General features: G+C 73.2%; 23 protein-coding genes. 15 read left to right on the top strand and 8 right to left on the bottom strand.

The window, feature by feature from the left end:
* The first annotated feature begins 10 nt into the window (after window positions 1–10).
* Window positions 11–1207 (top strand): saccharopine dehydrogenase family protein, encoded by a 1197-nt coding sequence (locus ABT057_RS41490; RefSeq protein ID WP_352349137.1) that lies wholly within the window; start codon window positions 11–13, stop codon window positions 1205–1207.
* A gap of 7 nt (window positions 1208–1214) precedes the next feature.
* On the opposite strand, the gene mmpA is transcribed toward ABT057_RS41490, so the two are convergent.
* From mmpA to ABT057_RS41475, 3 genes are all read right to left on the bottom strand, one after another.
* Entirely contained in the window at window positions 1215–1361 is a 147-nt protein-coding gene (gene mmpA, locus ABT057_RS41485; protein ID WP_352349136.1) for a morphogenic membrane protein MmpA, read from the bottom strand.
* A gap of 223 nt (window positions 1362–1584) precedes the next feature.
* A complete protein-coding gene (locus ABT057_RS41480; protein ID WP_352349135.1) occupies window positions 1585–2280 on the bottom strand; it encodes an endonuclease V in 696 nt (231 codons plus the stop codon).
* Between the two features lie 74 nt (window positions 2281–2354).
* The gene (locus ABT057_RS41475; RefSeq protein ID WP_352349134.1) at window positions 2355–3467 is read right to left on the bottom strand and encodes a beta propeller repeat protein; all 1113 of its coding nucleotides are present in this window, start codon (window positions 3465–3467) and stop codon (window positions 2355–2357) included.
* A gap of 220 nt (window positions 3468–3687) precedes the next feature.
* Here ABT057_RS41475 and ssgD point away from each other — a divergent pair, with 220 nt between their 5' ends.
* The 4 genes from ssgD (at window position 3688) to ABT057_RS41455 (ending at window position 8163) form a co-directional block, all read left to right on the top strand.
* On the top strand, window positions 3688–4104 hold the full coding sequence (ssgD, locus tag ABT057_RS41470; RefSeq protein WP_352349133.1) for a spore wall synthesis regulator SsgD: 417 nt from the start codon (window positions 3688–3690) through the stop codon (window positions 4102–4104).
* A gap of 303 nt (window positions 4105–4407) precedes the next feature.
* A complete protein-coding gene (locus ABT057_RS41465) occupies window positions 4408–6030 on the top strand; it encodes an ABC-F family ATP-binding cassette domain-containing protein (RefSeq protein WP_352349145.1) in 1623 nt (540 codons plus the stop codon).
* A gap of 163 nt (window positions 6031–6193) precedes the next feature.
* Entirely contained in the window at window positions 6194–6970 is a 777-nt protein-coding gene (gene ddaH, locus ABT057_RS41460; protein WP_352349132.1) for a dimethylargininase, read from the top strand.
* A 218-nt stretch (window positions 6971–7188) separates the two neighbouring features.
* A complete protein-coding gene (locus tag ABT057_RS41455; RefSeq protein WP_352349131.1) occupies window positions 7189–8163 on the top strand; it encodes an acyl-ACP desaturase in 975 nt (324 codons plus the stop codon).
* A gap of 333 nt (window positions 8164–8496) precedes the next feature.
* On the opposite strand, the gene ABT057_RS41450 is transcribed toward ABT057_RS41455, so the two are convergent.
* On the bottom strand, window positions 8497–8742 hold the full coding sequence (locus ABT057_RS41450; RefSeq protein ID WP_352349130.1) for a WhiB family transcriptional regulator: 246 nt from the start codon (window positions 8740–8742) through the stop codon (window positions 8497–8499).
* Between the two features lie 200 nt (window positions 8743–8942).
* Here ABT057_RS41450 and ABT057_RS41445 point away from each other — a divergent pair, with 200 nt between their 5' ends.
* Window positions 8943–9734 carry a VOC family protein gene (locus tag ABT057_RS41445; RefSeq protein WP_352349129.1) on the top strand — a complete coding sequence of 264 codons (792 nt, stop codon included), beginning with the start codon at window positions 8943–8945 and terminating at the stop codon, window positions 9732–9734.
* Between the two features lie 51 nt (window positions 9735–9785).
* On the opposite strand, the gene ABT057_RS41440 is transcribed toward ABT057_RS41445, so the two are convergent.
* Together ABT057_RS41440 and ligD are read right to left on the bottom strand one after the other, a co-directional pair.
* A complete protein-coding gene (locus ABT057_RS41440) occupies window positions 9786–10811 on the bottom strand; it encodes a LacI family DNA-binding transcriptional regulator (protein ID WP_352349128.1) in 1026 nt (341 codons plus the stop codon).
* 147 nt (window positions 10812–10958) lie between these two features.
* Window positions 10959–11984 carry a non-homologous end-joining DNA ligase gene (gene ligD / locus ABT057_RS41435; protein ID WP_352349127.1) on the bottom strand — a complete coding sequence of 342 codons (1026 nt, stop codon included), beginning with the start codon at window positions 11982–11984 and terminating at the stop codon, window positions 10959–10961.
* Between the two features lie 74 nt (window positions 11985–12058).
* Here ligD and ABT057_RS41430 point away from each other — a divergent pair, with 74 nt between their 5' ends.
* On the top strand, window positions 12059–13138 hold the full coding sequence (locus ABT057_RS41430; RefSeq protein ID WP_352349126.1) for an ATP-dependent DNA ligase: 1080 nt from the start codon (window positions 12059–12061) through the stop codon (window positions 13136–13138).
* A gap of 1 nt (window position 13139) precedes the next feature.
* Here ABT057_RS41430 and ABT057_RS41425 read toward each other — a convergent pair whose 3' ends face one another.
* On the bottom strand, window positions 13140–14330 hold the full coding sequence (locus ABT057_RS41425; RefSeq protein WP_352349125.1) for a zinc-dependent alcohol dehydrogenase: 1191 nt from the start codon (window positions 14328–14330) through the stop codon (window positions 13140–13142).
* Window positions 14331–14503: 173 nt separating this feature from the next.
* Here ABT057_RS41425 and ABT057_RS41420 point away from each other — a divergent pair, with 173 nt between their 5' ends.
* On the top strand, window positions 14504–15493 hold the full coding sequence (locus tag ABT057_RS41420; protein ID WP_352349124.1) for a DUF3048 domain-containing protein: 990 nt from the start codon (window positions 14504–14506) through the stop codon (window positions 15491–15493).
* Here ABT057_RS41420 and ABT057_RS41415 read toward each other — a convergent pair whose 3' ends face one another.
* Entirely contained in the window at window positions 15494–15958 is a 465-nt protein-coding gene (locus ABT057_RS41415) for a MarR family winged helix-turn-helix transcriptional regulator (RefSeq protein WP_352349123.1), read from the bottom strand.
* A gap of 222 nt (window positions 15959–16180) precedes the next feature.
* Here ABT057_RS41415 and ABT057_RS41410 point away from each other — a divergent pair, with 222 nt between their 5' ends.
* From ABT057_RS41410 to pcaDC, 7 genes are read left to right on the top strand one after another with little or no spacing between them, the layout of a single operon-like run.
* Window positions 16181–16963, top strand: a complete 783-nt coding sequence (locus ABT057_RS41410) for a CoA transferase subunit A (protein WP_352349122.1) — start codon at window positions 16181–16183, stop codon at window positions 16961–16963.
* Entirely contained in the window at window positions 16963–17607 is a 645-nt protein-coding gene (locus ABT057_RS41405) for a CoA transferase subunit B (protein ID WP_352349121.1), read from the top strand. The genes ABT057_RS41410 and ABT057_RS41405 overlap by 1 nt, the downstream gene beginning before the upstream one ends.
* Entirely contained in the window at window positions 17604–18806 is a 1203-nt protein-coding gene (locus ABT057_RS41400) for a thiolase family protein (protein WP_352349120.1), read from the top strand. The genes ABT057_RS41405 and ABT057_RS41400 overlap by 4 nt, the downstream gene beginning before the upstream one ends.
* Window positions 18807–18825: 19 nt before the next feature.
* Window positions 18826–19599, top strand: coding sequence for a protocatechuate 3,4-dioxygenase subunit beta (gene pcaH, locus ABT057_RS41395; RefSeq protein WP_352349119.1), 774 nt, complete (start codon window positions 18826–18828; stop codon window positions 19597–19599).
* A 6-nt stretch (window positions 19600–19605) separates the two neighbouring features.
* Window positions 19606–20211, top strand: a complete 606-nt coding sequence (gene pcaG / locus ABT057_RS41390; RefSeq protein WP_352349118.1) for a protocatechuate 3,4-dioxygenase subunit alpha — start codon at window positions 19606–19608, stop codon at window positions 20209–20211.
* Window positions 20208–21536, top strand: a complete 1329-nt coding sequence (pcaB, locus tag ABT057_RS41385; protein ID WP_352349117.1) for a 3-carboxy-cis,cis-muconate cycloisomerase — start codon at window positions 20208–20210, stop codon at window positions 21534–21536. The genes pcaG and pcaB overlap by 4 nt, the downstream gene beginning before the upstream one ends.
* Window positions 21533–22648 (top strand): bifunctional 3-oxoadipate enol-lactonase/4-carboxymuconolactone decarboxylase PcaDC, encoded by a 1116-nt coding sequence (gene pcaDC / locus ABT057_RS41380; RefSeq protein WP_352349116.1) that lies wholly within the window; start codon window positions 21533–21535, stop codon window positions 22646–22648. Before pcaB ends, pcaDC begins: the two co-directional genes overlap by 4 nt.
* The last annotated feature ends 46 nt before the right edge of the window (window positions 22649–22694 follow it).

The raw sequence follows: 22694 nt of genomic DNA, 5'->3' as shown, positions 1-22694 counted from the left end.
AAGGGGTGTCATGAGCAAGGCAAAAGGGGCCGGGCGGCCGGCGGACGGTCCGGCGGACCGTCCGTACGACATCGTGCTCTTCGGGGCGACCGGCTTCGTGGGGGCGCTCACCGCGGAGTACCTCGCGGCCCATGCGCCCGAGGGGCTGCGCTGGGCGATCGCCGGAAGGCACCGGGAGAAGCTGGAGCGCCTGCGCGAGCGGCTCGGCGTGGACGTCGGGGTCCTGACGGCGGACGTCTCGGACCCGGCCGCGCCGCGCGCACTCGCCGGGCACGCGCGCGTGCTCGCCACGACCGTCGGCCCCTATGTGCGCCACGGCGAGGAGCTGGTGGCCGCCTGCGCCGACGCCGGCACCGACTACCTCGACCTCTGCGGCGAGCCGGAGTTCGTGGACCTGACCTACGTCCGCCACGACGCACGCGCGCGGGAGACGGGGGCACGCCTGGTGCACGCCGTCGGCTTCGACTCGGTCCCGCACGACCTGGGCGTGTACTTCACGGTCCGGCAGCTCCCGGAGGGCGTGCCGCTGACCGTGGACGGCTTCGTGACGGCCGACGCCGCCTTCTCGGGCGGGACGTTCGCCTCGGCACTGGGCCAGTTCGCGCGCGGCCGGCAGATGGCGGCCGCCGCGCGGGACCGCAGGCGGCACGAGCCGCGGCTGATGGACCGGCGCGCCTCGGCGCCGACGGGCACGCCCCGGTTCGCGCCGGAGGTCGGCGCCTGGGCCCTGCCGCTGCCGACGATCGACCCGCAGATCGTGTGCCGTTCGGCGAAGGCGCTGGAGCGCTACGGCCCCGACTTCCGCTACCGCCACTACGCGGCCGTACGGCGGCTGCCGGTCGCCGTGGGCGGGGTCGCGGCCGTCGGCACGCTCATGGCCGCCGCGCAGGTGCCGCCCGCCCGGCGCTGGCTGTCGGACCGGCTCAGGCCCGGGGAGGGGCCGAGCGCCGGGAAGCGGGCCCGCAGCTGGTTCTCGGTCCGGTTCGTCGGCGAGGGCGGCGGCCGCCGGGTCCGCACCGAGGTCTCGGGCGGTGACCCGGGCTACGACGAGACGGCGAAGATGTTCGCCGAGGGGGCGCTCGCCCTGGCCTGCGACGACCTCCCGCCGACGGCGGGGCAGGTCACCACGGCGGTGGCGATGGGCGACGCCCTGACCGAACGGCTGATCCGCGCGGGCATCCGATTCCGGGTGGCCGCGACCCGCTAGAGAGGCCCTAGACCGGCCACTGGACAAGCGTGTAGATCATCCCGACGATCCAGCCGACGCCCGCCAGGACGGCGAGGATCAGCGCGGCGTTGACGGCGCGCTCGACGGGGCGGTTCGGGTCGACGAGGGGCTTCGGGGCACGGTGCGTGGTCATGTGCCCCAGCCTCGCGAACGGCGGGCGGGGCGCACATCCGTACGGATACTCAGACGACGTACTCAGACAGGGTGCTCAGACGACGTACTCAGACGGGGTGCTCGGTCTCGCGGCCGCCTCTCTCCCTTCCCTGAACGGCATGAAGTTCGTACTCGAACGTCTCTGTGGGCGGGCTGGGGCGGATCCTGCGGTACCGGGGCGGCAGTCTGAAGCACCAGGTGGGTCAGCGGCGGGTCGTCGCCTCCTGAAGCGCCCGCCTGCACAGTGAGTCGGCCCTGCGGGTCGTCTCCGGCAGACGGAACTCCGGGGTGAGTGCCAGGGTGTGGGCACAGGCGTTCTCCAGGGTCACGCGGTGCCCCACTGAGACGAAGACCGGCTTCACGCCCGTGCGGGTGCGCAGGGCACGCCCGACCTCCTCGCCGTCCGCGAGCAGCGGCGAGGAGGATCCGCGCGGCGCGTCCGGGTCGTCGTACGCGAAGGTGAAGGGGTTCTTCGCGACGCCGATCGCGGGCAGGCCGGTCAGGACGCCGAGGTGGGCGGCGAGGCCGAAGCGGCGCGGGTGGGCGAGGCCGTAGCCGTCGCAGACGACGAGGCCCGGCTCGCACGGCAGGGCGTCGAGGGCGGCGAGCACCGTGGGGAGTTCGCGGAAGGCGAGCAGGCCCGGCACGTACGGGAAGGAGATCCGGCCGACCGCGGTGGCCTCGGCGACGACGTCCAGGCTCGCCGCGTCCAAGGCGACGGCGGCGGCCGCGACGACGTCCCGCTCGTCGTCGTAGGCGACGTCGACGCCCGTCACCCGGCCGGTCCCGGGTGGTGGTCCGGGTTCGTCGAGCACCACCCGGGCGCGCAGCTCGTCCTGGACGGCGCGGGCCGCTTCCTCGGTCGCGGGCCAGCCCGCCGGGATGTTCACGATCGTCATGGTGGGGACGAGCGTACGGCTCCCGTCAGCCCTGGCGGTTCCCCGGGGCGCGCCGCGGCCGGCCGGCGTTCAGGTCATTTCTCCAGGCGGGCCACGCGGCCCTGTTCGCCGGCGGCCCAGCAGCCGCGGTCGGGGGCGCAGTCCACGGTGTCGTAGGAGCCGGTGTCGAGGGTGCGCCAGGTGCGGCCCGCGTCGGTGGTCAGGTCGGTGCCGGTGGGGCCGACGGCGAGGGCGGCGGTGCGGCTGTGCGGGAGCCAGGTCACGCCGGAGCGGTAGGCGGGCGGCGGGGCGGCCGCGGGGCGCCAGGCGCGGCCCGCGTCGCCGGTGGTGGCGGCCGACAGCGGGGAGGGCTGGCCGGCGCGGTAGTCGCCGCCGACGGCGAGCCCGTGGGCGCGGTCGCGGAAGGCGAGGGCGAAGACCCCGCGCGCGGGGTCGCCGGCCGGGACGGGCGTGTCGGCGGCCGTCCAGGTCAGCCCGCGGTCGGCGGAGTGCAGGACACGCGCGCGTGCGGCCCCTCCGGTGGCCAGCCAGACGTCCCGGGACCCGGCGGAGACCAGGCACTGGCCGCTCGCCGCGAACCCCGCCTCGCCGTCCAGGGCGGCCGGCATGCCCCTGTCCGGCAGCACCCGCCAGGAACGGCCGCCGTCACTCGTCGACAGGATGCGGAACTTCCCGTCCACCGGGTCGCTCATCGCGAGGCCGTGCCGGTGGTCGAAGAAGGTCAGGCAGTCGTAGAAGGCCCGCGCGTCGGTGTTGCGGAAGGACTCCGTCCAGGTCGCTCCGCCGTCCTCGGTGCGGTACACGCGGGAGGCCTCGCCCTCGCCGATCGCGAGCACCACCGCGCGGCGCGCGTCGAACGCCTCGACGTCCCGGAACTGCAGGTCGGCGGCGCCGGGCGGGGAGACGTTCCGCCAGCTCGCCCCGCCGTCGGTGGTGCGCAGCACCGTGCCCGCGGTGCCCGCCACCCACGCGGTGTGCCGGTCGACCGCGGACAGCCCGCGAAAGCGTACGGAGGGGGCCGCGGTGTCCTTGAGCGCCCAGTGCGGAGCGCCCTGCGGGTAGCCGTTCGCCTGGGCGGGCACGGCGGTCAGGAGGGCCAGCGCCGCCCCGCAGGCCGCCGCGGCCGCCCCCCATGTCCTGCGTCGTGTCAACCGTTTCGTGCGTCGCGTCTTCCCCAAGCGCCTCATGGCGGGGGAAGCTAGCCCACAGCCCTCGTGGCGTCCAGAGGACCCCGATCGCCCCAACCGCCTTTGTGTGCACGCCAGGAGAGGTGGGTCACTCCCGTGCATGAAGGCGGTGACCGAGGTCACTCGCAATCCGTGCACGGATCGGCCGGTTCCGGCGTCTCTTCCAGTATCCGGCCCCACCCGCCCGGCATTCGTCCGGCGACAGCAAGGGAGCAAGGCGTTGTCCACAGTCATCGAGCAGCCCGTAGAGGCCCGTCTGGTCGCCGCCGCGCCTCGGATGCCGAGCATCCCCGCCACGCTGCACTACGACCGGCAAGATCCCTTCGCCGTCCGCATGACCTTCCCGGCCCCGGCCACGCTGGAGGGCGTCGACGTGTGCTGGACCTTCGCCCGCGAGCTGCTCGCCGAGGGCCTCGAGGAGACCGTGGGCGACGGCGACGTCCGCGTCCGCCCGTACGGCTACGACCGTACGGTCCTCGAGTTCCACGCCCCCGAGGGCACCGCCGTCGTCCATGTCCACTCGGCGGACGTCCGCCGCTTCCTGCGGGCCACGAGCGACCTGGTCCCCGTGGGCCTGGAACACCTCCAGCTCGATCTCGACCACGACCTGGCGGAGCTGATGCGGGACGCGTGCTGAGGAAGCCGCGGGTCCCGCCCGTAGGCGGTTTTTAATCCGTTGACGGTCCTCGCCGTCTCTCCTACCGTCTGAAGCGGTCCTGTTGCCGCCGATTGGAGAAGGACGTTGCTCGTCTGAGGTCCTGAGACACCACGCCACACGCGAGACGTGTGCGCGCTGCGTGCGACCTCGGCGTTCGAGCCGTCCTTGCGCAACAGGGCTCTGTGCATGCCCTCCGTGCTCCCCGCTCCCGCGGTGGTCGCCGCCCTCCGGTGTCTCGACACGCGTCTGCCCCTGACCGCACACGCCACCGCGAGGCCCGCTTTGACACGATCCGTCACCTGTTCCTCCCTCACCTTCTCCTGGCCCGACGGCACCGCCGTCTTCGAGGGCCTCGACGTCGCCTTCGGCCCCGGCCGCACCGGACTCGTCGGAGTCAACGGCTCCGGCAAGTCGACCCTGTTGAAGCTGATCGCCGGGCGGCTCACCCCGGCCGACGGTCTCGTCCGGGTCTCCGGCGAGGTCGGCCATCTCCCGCAGAACGTCACGCTCGACACAGCCTTGCGGGTCGACGAAGCCCTCGGCATCGCCGCCCAGCGGGCCGCGCTGCACGCGATCGAGGCGGGCGACGCCTCCCATGAGCACTTCGAGGCCGTCGGCGACGACTGGGACGTGGAGGAACGCGCCCTGGCCACCCTCGGCGAACTCGGCCTCGGCCACGTCGGCCTGGACCGCACCGTCGGCGAGCTGTCGGGCGGCGAGTCCGTGCTGTTGCGGCTGGCGGCGCTGCTGCTGCGCCGCCCGGACGTCCTGCTGCTCGACGAGCCGACCAACAACCTCGACCTGTACGCCCGGCGCCGGCTGTACGCCGCCGTCGCGTCCTGGCCCGGGGTGCTGGTCGTGGTCAGCCACGACCGGGAGCTGCTGGACCTGGTCGACCAGATCGCCGACCTGCGCGCCGGGGAGATCACCTGGTACGGCGGCAACCTCTCCGCCTACGAGGAGGCCCTCGCCGGTGAGCAGGAGGCCGCCGAGCGCATGGTGCGGGTCGCCGAGGCCGACCTGCGCAGGCAGAAACGCGAACTGGCCGACGCCCAGGTCAAACTGGCCCGCCGCAAGCGGTACGGGCAGAAGATGTTCGACCAGAAACGCGAACCGAAGATCGTCATGGGGGCGCGCAGGCGCGCGGCGCAGGAGTCCGCGGGAAAGCACCGCATCCTGCACGAGGAGCGGCTCAGCGAGGCCAGGGAGCGGCTCGACGAGGCGGTGGAGGGCGTCCGGGACGACGACGAGATCCGCGTCGACCTGCCGTACACGGCCGTGCCGCCGGGCCGTGACGTCCTGACGCTGCGGGACCTGGAACTCGCCCACGGCGCGCGCGTGGCGGGCGGTCTCGATCTGCGCGGCCCGGAGCGGGTGGCGCTGGTCGGGCGCAACGGCGCGGGAAAGACGACGCTGCTGCGCACGATCGCCGGGGAGCTGCCGCCCGCGGCGGGCGAGGCGCACGCACACGTGCCGATGCGGTTCCTGCCGCAGCGCCTGGACGTCCTCGACGACGGGCTGAGCGTGGCCGAGAACGTGGCGCGGTTCGCGCCGGCCGCCACCAACAACCGGATCCGCGCGCGGCTCGCCCGCTTCCTGTTCCGGGGCGCCCGCGCCGACCAGCGGGTGGGGACGCTGTCCGGCGGCGAGCGTTTCCGGGCCGCGCTGGCCGCGCTGATGCTGGCAGAGCCCGCACCGCAGCTGCTGATGCTGGACGAGCCGACGAACAACCTGGACATGGGAAGCGTCCGGCAGCTCGGCACCGCCCTGGAGTCCTACGAGGGCGCCCTGATCGTGGCGAGCCACGATCTGCGGTTCCTGGAGTCGATCGGGATCACCCGATGGCTGCTGCTGGACGGGGAGTTGCGGGAGAGCAGCCTCGAGGAGGTGGCCGGCCCGGCGTAGCGGGCCGGGTCTCAGGAGAGGCACAGGCCGGCGGCAGGGGTTTTGCCCTGGTGGACCGGCGCTGCATGATGGCTGACCGGCGCCGTGTCAGGGGCGCCGGTCGGGGCCTGTGGTGTGATCCGCCGGACAGGCCCGGGCCACCGTCGACCCCGGAGACCTGTCCGTGCCCAGCAAGAAGGCCCTCATCCGCCGCCCCGGCCCGCTCCTCGCCGAAGGTCTGGTGACGCACATCGAGCGGGAGAAGGTCGACCTCGAGCTCGCTCTGGAGCAGTGGGAGGCGTACGCGGAGGCGCTGCGCGCGCACGGCTGGGAGACGGTCGAGGTGGACCCGGCCGACGACTGTCCGGACTCCGTGTTCGTCGAGGACACGGTGGTCATGTACAAGAACGTCGCCCTGATCGCGCGCTCCGGCGCCGAGTCCCGGCGCGCGGAGACCGACGGCGTCGAGGAGGCCGTGGCCCGCCTGGGCTGCTCGGTGAACTGGATCTGGGAGCCGGGCACTCTGGACGGCGGGGACGTGCTGAAGATCGGCGACACGGTCTACGTCGGCCGGGGCGGGCGGACCAACGCGGCCGGGCTGCAGCAGGTGCGCGCCGTGTTCGAGCCGCTGGGGGCTCGGGTCGTCGCCGTGCCGGTGAGCAAGGTGCTGCACCTGAAGTCGGCGGTCACGGCGCTGCCCGACGGCACGGTGATCGGGCACATCCCGCTGGTGGACCGGCCGTCGCTGTTCCCGGGTTTCCTGTCGGTGCCCGAGGAGGCCGGTTCGCACGTGGTGCTGCTGGGCGGCCCGAAGGTGCTCATGGCGGCGAGCGCGCCGAAGACGGCGGAACTCTTCACCGATCTCGGGCTGGAGCCCGTGACGGTCGACATCAGCGAGTTCGAGAAGCTCGAGGGATGTGTGACTTGCCTCTCGGTGCGGCTGCGCGAGCTGTACGCCTGACCAGGTGACCGGATCACCTTTTCAGCCCTGGGACCTGCGGTTCCCGGGGCTGTTTCGCATGGTCCGAAATGCCCGGCGGAACACGGTTGATCAGCGGTCTTTACAGCGTCCTTAACCTACGGCTTCGTAACCTACGGGTTCGTAGCCTACGATTCCGTAGGTTCCGGTTTCGCTCGCCGGACTGTTCCGCTCCGTTTCCCTGTCCCCCTGGAGTACTCGTGACGATCACCACCCCTCACCTCGGCAGCCCTTCCGTCTGGACCGACGCCAAGCTGCTGTACGCGCTGGAGGAAGTGGTCGAGACAGAACTCAACCGCCACCTGAAGGTCGCCAAGGACTGGATGCCGCACGAGTACGTGCCGTTCAGCGACGCCCGCAACTTCCCCGGCTTCTTCGAGGACGGCGAGGCCTGGGACAAGGAGCAGTCCAAGGTCACCGAGATCGGCCGGATCGCGCTCGTGGTCAACCTCCTCACCGAGGACAACCTTCCCAGCTACCACCACGAGATCGCCAGCCTGTTCGGCCGGGACGGCGCCTGGGGCACCTGGGTGCACCGCTGGACCGCGGAGGAGGGCCGGCACGGCATCGTGATGCGCGACTACCTGCTCGCCTCGCGCGCGGTGGACCCGGACAAGCTGGAATCGTTCCGCATGGCCCACATGAGCGAGGGCTTCGAGTCGGACAACCGCCACTCGATGCTGCACTCGGTGGCCTACGTCGCCTTCCAGGAGCTCGCGACCCGCATCTCGCACCGCAACACCGGCCACCAGTCCGGCGACCCGGTCTGCGACCGCATGCTGGCCCGGATCGCGACCGACGAGAACCTGCACATGGTCTTCTACCGCAACCTGCTGAAGGCCGCCTTCGAGCTCGCCCCCGACCTCACCATGCAGGCCGTGCGCGACGTCGTCGTCAACTTCCGCATGCCCGGCCACGGCATGCCCGGCTTCGAGCGGTTCGCCGCGCAGATGGCGATCGGCGAGGTCTACAACCTGCGCATCCACCACGACGACGTGCTCCAGCCGGTGCTGCGCCACCTGAAGGTCCTGGAGATCGACGGCCTCGGCGCCGAGGGACAGCAGGCGCAGGACGAGCTGGGCATGTTCATGGGCGGCCTGGACGCGGAGGCCCTGAAGTTCGACGAGAAGCTGGCCGCGCGCAAGGCGCGGATGGCGGCGCGCGGCAAGGTCTGATCGCCGAGCCGGACCGGTCTGACGTTCCCTGGGGGCCGGGGCGGACGCCGCGGCCCCGCCCTGGAAGGTGTCGACCTGTCGACAGGGCGACTCGCAGACGTGACAGATGCGCGGCCCGCGGAAGACGCCTCCGTGGCCGGGCCCGCCCCTGCGGGGCGTCCTCGCGCCGGTCCGGGACGCCGGTCGCGTCCGTCACCGCGGGATCGTCGGCGGACAGGGCCGGCGCGACCGCCTCCGCGCCACGTCCGGAAGCGCTCCCGGATGCCGGCCGCACCCCGGCGACGCGGCCGTCCGGATCTTCCCGGGTGGACCGGCCGGTTCATGCCGGCCGGTTCAGCGCGCGTGGCGCCTGATCTGGAGGCGCTCCTTCTCGGACAGGCCGCCCCAGACGCCGAAGCGCTCGTCGTTGGCCAGGGCGTACTCCAGACAGGCGGTGCGCATCTCGCACATACCGCAGATGCGCTTGGCCTCGCGCACCGAACTGCCGGGCTCGGGGAAGAAGAAGTCCGCTCCGGTCTGCGCGCACAGCGCCTCACGCTGCCAGCCGAGGTCGGAGGTGGGAATGCTGTCGGTGAACATGGCGAGGATCGTGCCGTGCGGCGAAAAACGTTCGATCAACGCCGCATATACGCGGCCCGCCAGGGCCTCCGGCCGACCCGATGATGGCCCCGGGCCCCAGTGCGGCGCACGGCGGCGCGCGGGGCGGGTGCAGGCGATTGTCAGTGGGCGGTGCAAGACTCGGGGGTGCAGGCGACGGGACCCTTGCGAGGAGGGCGAAGATGCTCACCACCCGTTTCACCGACGGCGCTCCGAACTGGATCGACCTCGGCACGTCCGACATCGACACAGCCGCCTCGTTCTACGGCGCCCTCTTCGGCTGGCGCCTCGAGTCGGCGGGGCCCGAGGCCGGCGGCTACGGCTTCTTCCAGCTGGACGGCAGGACCGTGGCGGGCGGCATGCAGAACCCGCCCGAACAGGGCCCCGCGTCCTGGACGGTGTACTTCCGCACGCCGGACGCGGACGCCACGGCGAAGGCCGCGTCAAAAGCTCACGGCAGGGTGCTCCTCTCCCCCATGGACGTGATGGGCGAGGGCAGGATGGCGATCCTCTCCGACCAGGCGGGCGTGCCCTTCGGCCTCTGGCAGCCGGGCCGGACCAAGGGCGTGGACCTGGCGGGCGCCCCCGGCTCCCTGTGCTGGGTCGAGCTGTACACGCCCGACATCGCCGCGGCGGCGGCCTTCTACTACGGGACGCTGGGCCTGGAGACCTCCGCGGTCCCCTTCCCGGGCGGCGTCTACACATGCGTGAACCCGCCCGGGGCGGGCGAGGACGCCATGTTCGGCGGGTTCGTCCCGCTCGCCGACGACCCGGTGGAGGCCCCGGCGGGGGCGTACTGGCTGCCGTACTTCGAGGTCACGGACGTGGACGCGGTGGCCGCCGAGGCCGCGGGCCGGGGTGGCACGGTCAGGATGCCGGCGACGGACATCGAGGGCGTCGGCCGCATCGCCCGACTGGCCGACCCCCATGGAGCGCGCTTCGCGGTGATCAGGAGCGCCCCACGGGTGGACTGAGGGCCGGGGCGGCGTCCCTGGATCCGGGGGCTGGGGCCGGGCGGACCCCGTTCAGGCCGAGGCGCGGCGAATCAGGGTGGTCGGCAGGACCACACCGGCCGGGGCGTCGTCGGCGGTGCGGGTGTCGAGGCGGCGCAGCAGGCGGCGGGCCATGATCCGGCCCATCTCCTCGATGTCCTGACGGACCGTCGTCAGCGGCGGGTCGGTGCCCTCGGCGACCGGCAGCATGTCGTCGAAGCCGACCACGGCGACGTCCTCCGGCACCCGTCGGCCCTGTTCCCGCAGGACGCGCAACGCGCCCGAGGCGGCGAGGTCGTTGGCGGCGAAGACGGCGTCCACGTCGGGGCGGCGGTTCAGGAGTTCCCGCATCGCGCGCTCGCCGCCGCCGGGCGTGAAGTCGCTCTCCACGACGAGCCGCGGGTCGGCGTCGCCCATGACGTCCCGGTATCCGTCGAGCCGGTCCGCCGCCGAGGTCTGGTCGAGGGCACCGGTGATGTGCGCGACCCGGCTGCGGCCGAGCCCCACCAGGTGGCGTACGGCCTGGCGGGCGCCGCCGCGGTTGTCGCTGTCGACGTACACGACTGCGCCGCTGCCGCCGCTCCAGCCGGGGCGGCCGCCGAACACCGTGGGGAGGCCGACGCCCTGGATGAGGCCGGGCAGCGGGTCGTCGAGGTGCAGGGAGAAGACCAGCGCGCCGTCGACATGGCCGCCGGCGAGATAGCGGGCCACCCGCGCGTGATCGTCCCGGCCCTCCGTGAGCAGCAGCACCAACTGGTTGTCGTGGGCCGTCAGTTCCTTGCTGATGCCACGGAGCTGGAGCGCGAAGAAGGGGTCGGCGAAGACGCGGGTCTCCGGTTCGGCGATCACGACGGCCACGGCGTCGTGCCGCTTGGTCACCAGACTGCGCGCGGCCTGGTTGGGCACGTACCCGAGTTCCTCCACGGCCCGTCGGACCCGCTCCACGAGGGGCTCCCGGACGCCGTCCCCGCCGTTGACGACCCGCGACACGGTCGCCCTGGACACCCCGGCCCGCGCGGCCACGGCCTCCAGGGTGGGGCGCTGCGCAGTCTCGGTCACGTCGGGGCTCCTCGTCGCCGGGTGCGGCTCAGGATAGCTCCGGGAGAAGGGTGAGAGCGCTCTCGGACCCGGTGCGACGGCGAGCGCACGAAGGGGCCGTACGCAGGCACGGTGACCCCGCCCCGGCGCGGCCCCGCGGCCTCGTGCTCAGGCCGGGCCGTCTCCCGCCGGCCGGGCCCTGCTCGGCTGGACCCGCTTCGGTTCGCCGGGCATCTTCGGGTACTCCGGGGGGTAGGGGAGGTCGCCGAGGCCGTGGTCGTGTTCGTCGCGGCGGGCCAGCTCCAGCAGGGCGTCGAGGGAGTAGGCGTGGTCGTCCATGCCGGCGTGGACGTCGCCCAGTTCGGCGTAGCGGGCCGGCATGGACGCGATGTCGAAGTCGCGGGGGCGGGCCTCGCCGACCTCCTCCCAGCGCAGCGGTGCCGAGACGGGCGCGTGTGGGCGGGGACGTACGGAGTAGGCGGAGGCGATGGTGCGGTCGCGGGCGGTCTGGTTGTAGTCGATGAAGATGCGCTCACCGCGCTCCTCCTTCCACCACTTGATCGTCACGTGGTCGGGCATCCGCCGTTCCATCTCGCGGCCGACGGCGATGGCGGCGCGCCGGACCTGGGTGAAGGTCCAGCGGGGCTCGATGGGCACGAACACGTGCAGGCCGCGGCCGCCGGAGGTCTTGGGCCAGCCGCGCAGACCGCCGAACTCGTCGAGCACGGCGCGCAGTTCGTGGGCGGCGCGGACGGCGTCGTCGTAGTCGGTGCCGGGCTGCGGGTCGAGGTCGATGCGCAGTTCGTCGGGGCGGTCGACGTCGTCCCGGCGGACCGGCCAGGGGTGGAAGGTGAGCGTGCCGTACTGGGCGGCCCACAGCACCGCCGCCTCCTCGGTGGGGCACATCTCGTCGGCGCTGCGGCCGCTGGGGAAGGTGATGTGGGCGGTCGGGATCCAGTCGGGCATGTTCTTCGGGGCCCGCTTCTGGAAGAAGGACTCGCCGGTCACGCCGTCGGGATAGCGCTCCAGCGTGGTCGGGCGGCCCCGCAGGGCGCGCAGGATGCCGGGGGCGACCGCCTGGTAGTAGCGGGCGAGGTCCAGCTTGGTGAAGCCGCGCTCCGGGAAGAAGATCTTGTCGGGGCTGGACAGCCGTACGGTCCGGCCGCCCGCCTCCAGTTCCACCGCATCGCCCATGCGAGACACGGTAGGCGTACCACGCAGAACACGCATACCGGGCGGGCGCCGCGATACCGGCGCAGAATCGGAGGATGGATCTGCCGGTGATGCCACCCGTGAAGCCGATGCTCGCCAAGTCGGTGGCGGCGATTCCGCCGGGTATGCAGTACGAGGCGAAGTGGGACGGCTTCCGGGCGATCGTGTTCCGCGACGGGGCCGAGGTCGAGTTGGGCAGCCGCACCGGAAAGCCGTTGACCAGGTATTTTCCCGAACTGGTGGAGGCGCTGCGGGAGCGGGTGCCCGAGCGGTGCGTGCTGGACGGGGAGATCGTGATCGCCCGCGAGGGGCGGCTGGACTTCGACGCGCTGACCGAGCGCATCCACCCGGCCCAGTCGCGGGTGCGCACGCTGGCCGAGCGGACCCCGGCGTCCTTCGTGGCCTTCGATCTGCTGGCGCTGGCGGACACCTCGCTGCTCGAGGTTCCGCTGACCGATCGGCGGGAGCTGCTGGACAGGGCGCTGCGAGGGGTGACGCCGCCGGTGCATCTGGCGCCGGCCACGACCGATGTCGAGGTGGCCCGGCGATGGTTCGAACAGTACGAGGGCGCGGGCCTGGACGGGGTGATCGCCAAGCCGCTCGCCCTGCGCTACCTCCCGGACCAGCGGGCCATGTTCAAGGTCAAGCACGAGCGGACGGCGGACGTGGTGGTGGCCGGCTACCGCTTCCACAAGAGCGGGCCCGTGGTGGGCTCGCTGCTGCTGGGGCTGTACGACGACCGGGGCGCCCTCCAGCACGTGGGGGTGTCCGCGGCGTTCGCCATGAAGCGGCGGGCGGAGCTGGTGGAGGAGCTGGAGCCCCTGCGGCTGGAGGACGCGGCGGGGCATCCGTGGGCGGCCTGGGGGGACGAGGCGGCACACGAGAGTGCCCGGCTGCCCGGGGCGCCGAGCCGCTGGTCGGGCAGGAAGGACCTGTCCTGGGTGGCGCTGCGCCCGGAGCGGGTGGCCGAGGTGGCCTACGACCACATGGAGAACGGGGCGCGCTTCCGGCACACGGCCCGCTTCCGCCGCTGGCGCCCGGACCGCACCCCGGAGAGCTGCACGTACGCCCAACTCGAGGAGCCGGTCCGCTACGACCTGGCGGAGATCCTCGGGGCGCCCCCGCGAGAAGGGTGACTCACGGGGTCATCAGGACCTTCACCGCCCCGTCCTGCTTGCGCTGGAACATCTCGTACGCGTGCGGCGCGTCCGACAGCGGCAGCCGGTGGGTGGCGAAGTCGTCGACGCCGAGGGGGTCCTCGTCGGTGAGGTAGGGCAGGATGTCGTCGCTCCAGCGGCGCACGTTGGCCTGGCCCATGCGGATCTGGAGCTGCTTGTCGAACAGGGTGAGCATGGGCAGCGGGTCGGCCATCCCGCCGTAGACGCCGACCAGGGAGAGCGTGCCGCCGCGCCGCACCAGCTCGATGGCGGTGTGCAGGGCGGCGAGCCGGTCGACGCTGAAGCGTTCCGCGAGGGGGCCGCCGAGTTTGCGGGGCAGCAGCGCGGACGCGTTCTGGACGAGGCGGGCGGCGGCGCTGCCGTGGGCCTCGGTGCCGACCGCGTCGATCACGGCGTCGGGGCCTCGGCCGTCGGTCTCGTCGCGGATGGCTTCGACGAGTTCCTTCTCGCTGTCGAAGCCGCGCAGGTCGTACGTCTCCACCCCGCGCGCCCGGGCCCGGCGCAGCCGCTCGCCGACCAGGTCCACGCCGAAGACCCGCCCGGCGCCGCGCACCCGGGCGATACGGCAGGCCATGTCGCCGATGGGGCCGAGACCGAGCACGGCGACGCTGCCGCCCTCGGGGATGTCGGCGTAGGCGACGGCCTGCCAGGCGGTGGGCAGCACGTCGGAGAGATAGACGAACCGGTCGTCGGGCGGGCCCTCGGGCACCTTGATCGGGCCGAACTGGGCCTGCGGGACCCGCAGGTACTCGGCCTGGGCACCGGGCACCGAGCCGTAGAGGCGGGTGTAGCCGAACAGGGCGGCGCCCATGCCCTCGCCGGTGACCTGGGTGGTCTCGCACTGGGTGGGAAGGGCGTTCAGACACATCCAGCAGGTGCCGCAGGCGATCTGGAACGGCACCACCACCCGGTCCCCCGCCCTGAGGTCGGGCACTCCCGGCCCGACCTCCTGGACGATGCCCATCGGCTCGTGGCCGAGGATGTCGCCCGGGGTCATGAACGAGGTGAGCACCTCGTACAGGTGCAGGTCGGAGCCGCACAGTCCGGTGGACGTGACGCGGATGACGGCGTCCGTCGGTTCCTGGATCGCCGGGTCGGGCACGGTCTCCACCCGGACGTCGCGCTTCCCCTGCCAGGTCACTGCCTTCATCGTGCCGCGCTCCCTACCGCCGTGTCCGGTCCGTCCCGGCGGGTCCGGGGGTACCGGGGTCCTGGCTGCGGCCCGGGTACCCGGGCAGATCACCCCGAACCATGACGCAACCCTTCGTGCGCGAGCGCGGTCGAACGGGCGAGCGCACAATCAAGACACGGAACGGGGTGGCCATGGTGGAGACGGAACGCGCGAGACGGGCCGGCAGGGCGACCAGGGCGAGGGCGGCCGCGGCGCTGCTGTCCGCCGCGGTGGCGGTCTCGCTCGCGGCGGCCTGTACGACGTCCCGCGCCCCCGCACCGGACGACAGCCGGGGCACGTCCCGGCAGCCGAGTGCCACCGCCGTCGGCCCTCCGGTCCTCGCCGTGAAGATCGACAACGCGGGGGCCGCCCGGCCGCAGACCGGGCTGGACGCCGCGGACCTCGTGTACGCCGAACAGGTCGAGGGCGGCCTGAGCCGGCTGATGGCGGTGTACGCGACCAGGCTGCCGCAGGCCGTGGGGCCGGTGCGCAGCGCCCGGGAGTCCGATCTCGAACTGCTCGGCCAGTTCGACCGGCCGGTGCTGGCCTTCTCCGGCGCGCAGGGCAAGCTGCTGCCGCTGATCGACCGGGCGCCCCTGGACCCCGTGACGCCCGGCGACGTGTCCGGGGCCTACTTCCGGGGCGCGGGCCGGGCCGCCCCGCACAATCTCTATCTGCACCCGCACCGTCTGCTGCCCGCCGCGCCGGGCGCGGCCGCGCTGACCACCGGCTTCCACTACGGCCCCGCTCCCTCGGGCGGCCGGGCGACGGCCTCACGCACGGTGCGCTATCCGGCGGCCCGGTTCACCTTCACCTGGTCGGCGGACCGGGCGGGCTGGCTGGTCGCCATGGACGGCACCCGGGCGGCACCGGCGGGCGGGCGGCAGCTGGCCCCGGCCACGGTGGTCGTGCAGTACGTGAAGGTGCGCCCGTCGCGGTTCCACGACTTCCTGGGCAACAACACGCCGTACACCGAGACGGTGGGCTCGGGGAAGGCGGAGGTGCTGCGCGACGGGCGGGCCTACGAGGTGAACTGGAAGCGCGCGAAGGCCGCCGACGGCACGGACTTCACCACCGACGACGGCGAGGAGGTCGGCTTCGCCGAGGGGCAGGTGTGGGTGGTGCTGGCGAAAGCGCCGTGATCAGCCCTGGCCCACGAGGGGTTCCGCCGGGTTGCGCAGCCCCTCCGCCGTGTCCGAGACCCGCCGGATCAGCTCGAAGAACAGGGTCTGCTCCGCCGCGGAGAGCGGCGCCAGGAAGACCTGGTTCATCCGGGCCGTGCGCACGGTCAGCCTGCGGTGGGTGCGCGTCCCCTCCTCGGTGAGCCGCAGCAGGAAACGGCGGCCGTCCCCGGGGTCGCGCACCTTGTCCAGCAGCCCGCGCCGGCTCAGCCTGCTGATCACCTCGGCGATGGTGGAGCGGTCGAGCCCCACCCTCTCCCCCACGGTGCGCTGGTCGAGGCCCGGCTCGGCGACGAGCGCGTTGAGGACCGCGAACTGGGGGGAGGTGATCTCCTCCGAGACCATCGTGTTCCACAGCAGGTGGTGCGCCTGCTGCAGCCGCCGGGCGAGGTGCCCGGGGTGGCTGGTGAGATCCACCGCGGCCATGTGCGCTCCCGTGTGAGTGATTTCATCGGTGCACTGAACAATAGCGCGCAAGACCGGGCACGTCTCGCGTCTCGGCGACCCGCTCACCTCCTCCCGCCTGGGGTCTTGACGACTCCACCCTCCAGTGGCAGCGTGTGGGAAACCTCGGAGAGATACTCAGTGCCCTGATTAATTTCCGGTACTGGGAGGCTCCGGACGCTCGGCGGAGATGGGGCTTCACGGATGGACAAGGTGGTCGCCACGGCCCTGGAGGCGGTGGCCGACGTGCCCGACGGCGCGTCGCTGGCAGTGGGCGGTTTCGGACTGAGCGGCGTGCCGAACGTCGTCATCCAGGCCTTGTACGAGCGGGGAGTCACCGGTCTGTCGGTCGTCTCCAACAACTGCGGGGCGATGGAGTCGGGCCTCGCGGTCCTGCTCGCCGCCGGGCGGATCTCCCGGGTGACCGGGTCCTACATCGGCGCGAACAAGGAGTTCGCCCGCCAGTACCTGGCCGGGGAGCTCGAGGTGGAGCTGATCCCGCAGGGCACGCTCGCCGAGCGGCTGCGGGCCGGCGGCGCCGGCATCCCGGCCTTCTTCACCCCGGCCGGGGTGGGTACCCAGGTCGCCGAGGGCGGACTGCCGTGGCGCTACGACGGTGAGGGCGGCGTGGCGCTCGCGTCCCCGCCGAAGGAGGTGCGGGAGTTCGACGGCGTCGAGTACGTCATGGAGCGCGGCATCCGCACCGACTTCGCGCTGGTCCGCGCGTGGAAGGGCGACCGGTACGGCAACCTGGTCTTCAACAAGTCCTCCCGCAACTTCAACCCCCTCGCGGCGATGGCCGGGAAGATCACGGTCGCCGAGGTGGAGGAACTCGTCGAGCCGGGCGAGATCGACCCGGACGCGGTGCACCTGCCGGGGATCTTCGTGCAGCGGGTGGTGGCCCTGACGCCCGGACAGGCGGCGGACAAGAAGATCGAGCAGCGGACGGTCTCCGCGCCCGCGGCAGAGGAAGCGGTGAGCGGCTGATGGCCTGGACACGCGAGCAGATGGCCGCCCGCGCCGCGCGCGAACTCGAGGACGGACAGTACGTCAACCTCGGCATCGGGCTGCCGACCCTGATTCCCAACCACCTCCCGCCGGGCGTGGAGGTGGTCCTGGAGAGCGAGAACGGCATCCTCGGCACCGGCCCCTACCCCACGGAGGACCAGGTCGACCCGGATCTGATCAACGCCGGAAAGGAGACCGTGACCGTCCTGCCGGGCGCCGCCTTCTTCGACTCGGCGCTCTCCTTCGGCATGATCCGCGGCGGTCACATCGACGTCGCCGTGCTGGGCGCCATGCAGGTCTCCGAGCGCGGCGACCTGGCGAACTGGGCGATCCCCGGCAAGCTGATCACCGGCATCGGCGGCGCGATGGACCTCGTGCACGGGGCCCGCACGGTCATCGTGGTGATGACCCACACCGCGAAGGACGGCTCCCCGAAGATCCTCCGGGAGTGCGCGCTGCCGCTCACCGGGAAGGCGTGCGTGAACCGGATCATCACCGACCTGGGCGTCCTCGATGTCGCCGACGACGGGCTGGTGCTGGTCGAGACGGCACCGGGCGTCACGGCCGAGGAGATCATCGCCAGGACCGGCGCCGGGCTGACCGTCGCGGAGGACCCGCGGTGAACACCGTCTACGTCGTCGACGCCGTCCGCACCCCGATCGGCCGCTACAACGGCTCTCTCGCGCCGGTGCGCCCCGACGACCTCGCCGCGCACGCGCTCCGCGCGCTCCTCGCCCGCACCCCGGACCTGGACCCGGCCCGGATCGAGGACGTGTACTTCGGCAACGCCAACGGCGCCGGTGAGGAGAACCGCAACGTCGGCAGGATGGCAGCGCTGCTCGCGGGCCTGCCCACCTCCGTGCCCGGCGTCACGGTCAACCGGCTCTGCGCCTCCGGCCTGGAGGCGGTGATCCAGGCGGCCCGCGCGATCGCGGTCGGCGACGCCTCCATCGCCGTGGCCGGCGGGGTGGAGTCGATGACCCGGGCGCCGTACGTGCTGCCGAAGTCGGACCGGCCGTTCCCCGCCGGACACACCGAGCTGTACTCGACCACGCTGGGCTGGCGGATGGTCAACCCGAGGATGGACCCGCAGTGGACCGTCCCGCTGGGCGAGTCGGCCGAACTGATCGCCGACAAGCACAAGATCAGCCGCGAGCAGCAGGACGAGTTCGCGCTGCACAGTCACCGCAAGGCGGCCGCGGCACAGCGACAGGGCCTGTTCGACGCCGAGCTCGCCCCCGTGCCGCTGCCGCAGCGCAAGGGCGACCCGGTGGTCTTCGGCGCCGACGAATGCGTACGGCCCGATGCCTCGCTCGAGGCCATGGCCAAGCTGAAGCCGTCGTTCCGCAAGGAGGGAGGCACCGTGACGGCGGGCAACGCCTCGCCGCTGAACGACGGCGCCGCGGCCCTGCTGCTGGTGGACGAGGAGGGCCTCGCCGCCACCGGCCGCGAGCCGCTCGCCCGGGTCTCGGCCACCGGGGTCTCGGCGATCGACCCGCACTACTTCGGACTCGCCCCCGTCGAGGCGGTGAACCGCGCCCTCGCCAAGGCGGGCAGGGGCTTCGACGACCTCTCCGTCCTCGAACTCAACGAGGCGTTCGCCGCCCAGGTGCTGGGCTGCGTCGCCGAGTGGCCCGAGTTCGACCCGGCGGTCCTCAACCCGCAGGGCGGCGCCGTCGCCCTCGGCCACCCGCTCGGCGCCTCCGGCGCCCGGCTCGCCGGCACCGTCGCCCACCAGCTCGCCCGCCGGGGCGGCGGCGTAGGCGTCGCCACCCTCTGTATCGGCGTCGGCCAGGGCCTCGCCCTCGTCCTCGAACGCTAGGAAACCCCGAGGAACTTCCATGACTCTCACGCAAGCCGACATCGACCAGGAGATCGCGGCCGAGCACGCCGCGTACGAGAAGCGGATCGCGGACGGCGCGCCCGTCGAACACCAGCCGCGCCGCGCTTACGCGCCGTACCGTTCCTCGGTCCTGCGCCACCCGAAGCAGCCGCCGGTCACCATCGACGTGACGAAGGACCCGGAGCTGGTGGAGCTACACTCCCCCGCCTTCGGCGAGCGCGACATCACCGAGATCGACAACGACCTCACCCGGCAGCACGACGGCGAGCCGATCGGCGAGCGCATCACCGTCTCCGGACGGCTGCTGGACCGTGACGGCCGTCCGGTCCGGGGCCAGCTGGTGGAGATCTGGCAGGCCAACTCGGCGGGCCGCTACGCCCATCAGCGCGAGCAGCACGACGCCCCGCTGGACCCGAACTTCACCGGCGTCGGCCGCACCCTGACCGACGCCGACGGCCACTACCGCTTCACCACCGTGCAGCCGGGCCCGTACCCGTGGCGCCAGCACCTCAACGCCTGGCGGCCGGCCCACATCCACTTCTCGCTGTTCGGCACGGCGTTCACCCAGCGGCTCGTGACACAGATGTACTTCCCGAGCGACCCGCTGTTCCCCTACGACCCCATCATCCAGTCGGTGACGGACGACGCGGCCCGCGGGCGGCTGGTCGCGACCTACGACCACAGTCTGTCCGTGCCGGAGTTCTCCATGGGCTACCACTGGGACATCGTGCTCGACGGGCCGCACGCCACCTGGATCGAAGAAGGACGCTGACCTGCCATGACGAAGATCGACACGAGCCGTCCTGAGACCGTGCTCCCGACCCCGTCGCACACGGTCGGCCCGTTCTACGGCCACGCCCTGCCGTTCCCCGGCGGCGGCGACATCGCCCCGCTCGGCCACCCCGACACCATCACCCTGCAGGGACATGTGTACGACGGCGAGGGGACCCCGCTGCCGGACGCGTTCGTGGAGCTGTGGGGCGCCGACCCGGACGGCAATGTGCCGCAGGTCGACGGCTCGATGCGGCGCGACCCCGCGAGCGGCGGGTTCCTGGGCCGCAACGGGGTGGAGTTCACCGGCTGGGGGCGGGTCCAGACGGACGCGAACGGTCACTGGTCGGCGCGGACGCTGCGGCCCGGAGCGCGCGGGAACAGCGCCCCGTACCTCAGCGTGTGCGTGTTCGCGCGGGGGCTGCTGGTGCACCTGTTCACCCGGATCTACCTGCCGGGCGACGACGCGGCGCTCGCCGCCGACCCGCTGCTGAAGCAGGTGGACCCGGCGCGCCGCGACACGCTGATCGCCCAGGACGGCCCGCTCGGCACCTACCGTTTCGACATCCGCCTTCAGGGCGAGGGCGAGACGGTCTTCCTGGAGTTCCAGTGACTTCTGCACAGCCGGGCGCCGGTCTGCTCTCCCCGGGGTGGACCGGCTCCCCCGCCGCCTCGGCGACCGGTGACGGCGCGTATCTGCGGGCCCTGCTGGACGCGGAGGCGGCGCTGACCCGCGCCCAGGAGGCCGTGGGCGTGGCCCCCGAAGGGGCGGGGGCGGCGGTGACCGAGGCGGCGGCAGCCGACTTCGACGTGCGCTCCCTCGCCGAGCGCGCCCGCTCGGGCGGCAACCCGGTGATTCCGCTGGTCGCCGACCTCACGAAGGCCGTCGGCGGCGAGTACGGCCCGTATGTGCACCGGGGCGCCACCAGCCAGGACATCATGGACACCGCGACCATGCTGGTGGCGGCGCGGACACTGGACCTCCTCCTCGCCGACCTCGACCGCGTCCAGCGGGCGCTGGCCCGGCTCGCCGCCGCCCACCGGGACACTCCGATGCCGGGCCGCACGCTCACCCAGCACGCCGTACCGACCACCTTCGGGCTGAAGGCCGCCGGGTGGCGCGCCCTCGTGCTGGACGCCAGGGACCGGGTGACGGCCGTGCGGGGCTCGCTGCCCGCCCAACTCGGCGGTGCCGCAGGCACCCTGGCGGCCTTCACGGCGTACGGCACCCGGGACGCGACCGCGCTCCCGGCCGCCTACGCTCGTGAACTCGGGCTGGCGGCACCGTTGCTGCCGTGGCACACCCTGCGCACGCCGATCGCCGACCTGGCCGGCGCCCTGGCCTTCACGGCGGGGGCGCTGGGGAAGGCCGCCACCGACGTCCTCACCCTCGCCCGGACCGAGATCGCCGAGGTCGCGGAGGGCAGCGGGGGCGGTTCCTCGGCCATGCCGCACAAGGCGAACCCGGTGCGCGCCACGCTGGTCGCGGCCGCCGCCCGGCGCGCCCCGCAGCTCGCGGCGGTGCTCTACGGGTCGCTGGCCGCCGAGGACGAACGGCCGGCCGGCGCCTGGCACGCCGAGTGGGAGCCGCTGAGGGACCTGCTGCGGCTGACCGGCGGGGCCGCCCGGGACGCGGCCGAGCTGACGGAGGGGCTGCGGGTGCGGCCCGAGGCGATGCGCGCGAACCTGGACCTCACCCACGGGCTGATCGTCTCCGAGCGGCTGTCCGCCGAGCTGTCGGCCGTGCTGGGCCGGGCCCGCGCCAAGGAGCTGCTGACCGGACTCGCCCCACGGACCTATGCCGAAGGCCGGACGCTGGCCGAACTGCTCGCCGAAGAGCCCGACTTGAAGGACATCGACCTCGGCGACCTCACCGACCCCGCCCACTACACCGGCTCCGCCGGAACCCTCACCGACCGTGCGCTGGAGCGACGTTGACCGAGAAGCTGCTCAACCACCGTGCCGAGGGCCCGGCTTCCGCGCCCCCGCTGCTGCTCGGCCCCTCGCTGGGCACCTCCTACGCCCTGTGGGACCAGGTCGCGCCCGAACTGTCCATCACCCACCGGGTGGTGCGCTGGGACCTGCCGGGCCACGGGGGCTCCCCGGCGGACCTCATCGGGCCCGGCGCCACCGTCGGCGACCTCGCCGGCCTGGTGCTGGAGCTCGCCGACTCCCTCGGCCTGGAGCGGTTCGGGTACGCGGGCGTGTCGCTGGGCGGCGCGGTGGGGCTGCACCTCGCGCTGCACCACCCCGAGCGCGTGTCGTGCCTGGCCGTGATCTGCTCCTCGGCCCACTTCAACGGCAGCAGGCCGTGGGAGGAGCGGGCCGCGCTGGTGCGCAGCGAGGGGCTGGGCACGCTCGCCGAGAACGCGGACGCCCGCTGGTTCACGCCCGGGTTCACCGTGCCGCGGCTGATCGCCGACCACCGCGACGCCGACCCGGAGGCGTATGCGGCGTGCTGTGACGCGCTGGGCGCGTTCGACGTGCGGGAGCGGCTCGCGGAGATCTCCGTGCCCACGCTGCTGATCGCCGGGCGGCAGGATCCGGCGACCCCGCCCGCGCATCTGCGGGAGATCGCGGACGGGGTGCGGCACGCCACTCTGGTGGAGATCCCGGGCGCCTCGCACCTGGCCCCGGCGGAGCGGCCGGAGGCGGTCCTCACGGCACTGCGCGCACACTTCGACGGGGGCGCCAGGCGGGGCATGGAGGTGCGGCGCCAGGTGCTCGGCGACGCGCACGTGGACCGCGCCCAGGCCCGGCAGTCCCCGTTCACGGCCCGCTACCAGGACTTCATCTCGCGCTACGCCTGGGGCGAGATCTGGACCGACCCCACGCTCAGCCGCCGCGAGCGCAGCATGATCACACTGACCGCGCTGGTCGCCCACGGCCACTACGACGAGCTGGCCATGCACGTGCGCGCGGCCCGGCGGAACGGGCTCACGCCGGAGGAGATCGGCGCCGTGCTGCTGCAGACGGCCGTGTACTGCGGGGTCCCGGCGGCCAACTCGGCGTTCGCGGCGGCCCAGCGGGTGCTGGAGGAGGAAGGGTGACCCCGGCGGGGACAGGCACCGGGCGGCGCGGTGTGCCTACCGTAGG

Source organism: Streptomyces sp. NPDC002588 (genome assembly GCF_040295925.1).
In the GTDB taxonomy this organism is placed as follows: domain Bacteria; phylum Actinomycetota; class Actinomycetes; order Streptomycetales; family Streptomycetaceae; genus Streptomyces.
This window is presented reverse-complemented; position numbering and strand designations above follow the sequence as displayed.

Coding starts and splice junctions, on each gene's coding strand:
- ABT057_RS41490 (WP_352349137.1), top strand. CDS start 11: ATGAGCAAGGCAAAAGGGGCCGGGCGGCCGGCGGACGGTCCGGCGGAC.
- mmpA (WP_352349136.1), bottom strand. CDS start 1,361: ATGACCACGCACCGTGCCCCGAAGCCCCTCGTCGACCCGAACCGCCCC.
- ABT057_RS41480 (WP_352349135.1), bottom strand. CDS start 2,280: ATGACGATCGTGAACATCCCGGCGGGCTGGCCCGCGACCGAGGAAGCG.
- ABT057_RS41475 (WP_352349134.1), bottom strand. CDS start 3,467: ATGAGGCGCTTGGGGAAGACGCGACGCACGAAACGGTTGACACGACGC.
- ABT057_RS41450 (WP_352349130.1), bottom strand. CDS start 8,742: ATGTTCACCGACAGCATTCCCACCTCCGACCTCGGCTGGCAGCGTGAG.
- ABT057_RS41445 (WP_352349129.1), top strand. CDS start 8,943: ATGCTCACCACCCGTTTCACCGACGGCGCTCCGAACTGGATCGACCTC.
- ligD (WP_352349127.1), bottom strand. CDS start 11,984: ATGGGCGATGCGGTGGAACTGGAGGCGGGCGGCCGGACCGTACGGCTG.
- ABT057_RS41430 (WP_352349126.1), top strand. CDS start 12,059: ATGGATCTGCCGGTGATGCCACCCGTGAAGCCGATGCTCGCCAAGTCG.
- ABT057_RS41425 (WP_352349125.1), bottom strand. CDS start 14,330: ATGAAGGCAGTGACCTGGCAGGGGAAGCGCGACGTCCGGGTGGAGACC.
- ABT057_RS41420 (WP_352349124.1), top strand. CDS start 14,504: ATGGTGGAGACGGAACGCGCGAGACGGGCCGGCAGGGCGACCAGGGCG.
- ABT057_RS41415 (WP_352349123.1), bottom strand. CDS start 15,958: ATGGCCGCGGTGGATCTCACCAGCCACCCCGGGCACCTCGCCCGGCGG.
- ABT057_RS41410 (WP_352349122.1), top strand. CDS start 16,181: ATGGACAAGGTGGTCGCCACGGCCCTGGAGGCGGTGGCCGACGTGCCC.
- ABT057_RS41405 (WP_352349121.1), top strand. CDS start 16,963: ATGGCCTGGACACGCGAGCAGATGGCCGCCCGCGCCGCGCGCGAACTC.
- pcaH (WP_352349119.1), top strand. CDS start 18,826: ATGACTCTCACGCAAGCCGACATCGACCAGGAGATCGCGGCCGAGCAC.
- pcaG (WP_352349118.1), top strand. CDS start 19,606: ATGACGAAGATCGACACGAGCCGTCCTGAGACCGTGCTCCCGACCCCG.